Annotated in this window: 2 protein-coding genes; one reads left to right on the top strand and one right to left on the bottom strand. The window is 69.5% G+C overall.

The features are described from left to right. Positions 1-371: hypothetical protein (locus WA805_RS24400; protein WP_425243500.1), on the bottom strand; the 371-nt coding region annotated here is incomplete at its 3' end. 668 nt (positions 372-1039) lie between these two features. Between WA805_RS24400 and WA805_RS24395 the strand changes: the two genes are divergently transcribed. Beyond that, positions 1040-1878: LLM class F420-dependent oxidoreductase (locus tag WA805_RS24395; protein WP_422341230.1), on the top strand; the 839-nt coding region annotated here is incomplete at its 3' end.

Below are 1878 nucleotides of genomic sequence, written 5' to 3'. Positions count from 1 at the left end.
GGAAGGGCGCGGGCCGCCGTCCAGGCCGTCCGGAACGACTGGTAGGCGGCGTGGCGGCATTCTGCGCAGGGTCGGTGACCGGCGGCCAGCGCGACGGCCTCGTCGAGGAAGAACAATTCGGTGTAGCGATGGGGCCGCATGATGGGCCGCCGGCGGCCGCGGAACTCCAGCGCGCACGCCAGCCAGCGGCGGACCTGGTAGCGCCGGACCAGGGCAAGGTTCTCGTTGTGGAGCACGCCCCGGTTGCCGTACATGGTCCCGCGGTGCTCGGTGGCGATCAGCTCGCCCGCGGGCGTCACCCGGTTCCGCAGCGGACGGTCCAGGCCAGCGAGCCGGTCGCCGTCGGGCGCCTGCCGGCGTTCCTCGGTCATGGCTTCAGTGCACCACTGCATGGCCGGGCCGTCTGGCGGATTCCCGACGGGATCGTCCTATGGTGGCCGGCGATCGGCGGAGTAAGGCGTTCACGCGTCCGGCAGTGTCCGGCAGGACTCGAACCGCGACCGGCAGTTCAGAGTGCTGCGACAGTCCGAGGCCGTCGTACTGGGCCAGCCGCAACCTGAGTCGTAGTCACCAGCTGAGCCACTGGTTTTGGAACACCGGCGCCAGCGAGGACGACTGTGCAGTCAGTTTGCCCGGCGTTGCCGTTTGCCCGGCTCATCCGGGATTTAGCGGGATCGGCGGGGACGGGACGGGATTGCTCGTGCACGGCACGGGTGTTCCCATCCTGTTCCCTTTTCAGAGGACGCCCGGATCCAGCTAGCCCTGGGTCTGCCCTCGTCCGGCTCAGCCGCTTGGTGTCCATCTTCGACGGGACGGCGTCGAGTGTCGCAAACATCACGTGAGGTTGCCTCTTTGACGGAAACTCGGTGTTGCCAGCTCGGCTCCTTCGAACTCGAAGCAGCCATCCCTAGCCTGCTTTCTGCTCGAAGCAGGCGCCGCCGGCCGGGCGCGGCACGCTGATCCGAGCCAGCCTTCCCAGGATGATTCCCGGCCGCGCGGCAGTTGGCGCCAAGGAGGTTCGTCAACAAGGAGGGCCACCATGGAGTTGGGTCGTTACGGTGTCTTCGGGCGCGCGGCGGTACTCACGCCGGAGCGGGCACGCATGATCGAGTCGCTCGGTTACGGGACCATCTGGCAGGGCGGCTCGCCGCCCGCCGACCTCTCGCACGTGGCGGCGATCCTGGACGCGACCAGCACAATCAAGGTCGCGACCGGCATCGTCAACGTATGGACAGCCGACGCGGCCGAGGTGGCGCGCTCCTACCACCGCACCGAGGCGGCGCACCCGGGACGTTTCATGCTCGGCATCGGCGTCGGGCATCCCGAAGCCCACGCGGCGTACCGCTCGCCGTACCAGACGCTGGTGAACTACCTTGACGTCCTCGACGCCGAGGGAGTGCCGGAAGGCCGGCGGATACTCGCCGCGCTCGGGCCGCGGGTGCTGAAGCTGGCCGCGGGCCGCACCGCCGGGGCGCACCCGTACCTGGTCACACCGGAGCACACGCGCCAGGCGCGCAACATCCTCGGCCCGGGCAAGCTGCTGGCCCCCGAGCAGCGCGTCGTCATGGAAGCGGACCCCGCCAAGGCACGAGCGGTCGGCCGCCCGTCAGTCGTCAAGCCGTACCTGGGCCTCACCAACTACACGAGCAACCTGCAGCGCCTTGGTTTCACCGAGCAGGACGTAGTGGGCGAGGGCAGTGATCGCCTCATCGATGCCCTCGTCATCTCCGGTGACGGCGCGACCATCGCGCGGCGCTTCGAGGAGCATCACCAGGCGGGCGCCGACCACGTCGCTGTACAGCTCATCGCCGGCCCCGGCGCCGACCTTGACGCCGGCTTCAGCCGCCTGGCCCAGATCCTCGGCCTTTCGCCGGCGTC

Source organism: Trebonia sp., from assembly GCF_049794275.1.
Taxonomy (GTDB): domain Bacteria; phylum Actinomycetota; class Actinomycetes; order Streptosporangiales; family Streptosporangiaceae; genus Trebonia.
Note: the sequence above shows the minus strand (reverse complement) of the source record. Positions and strands in the feature narration are given on the sequence as shown.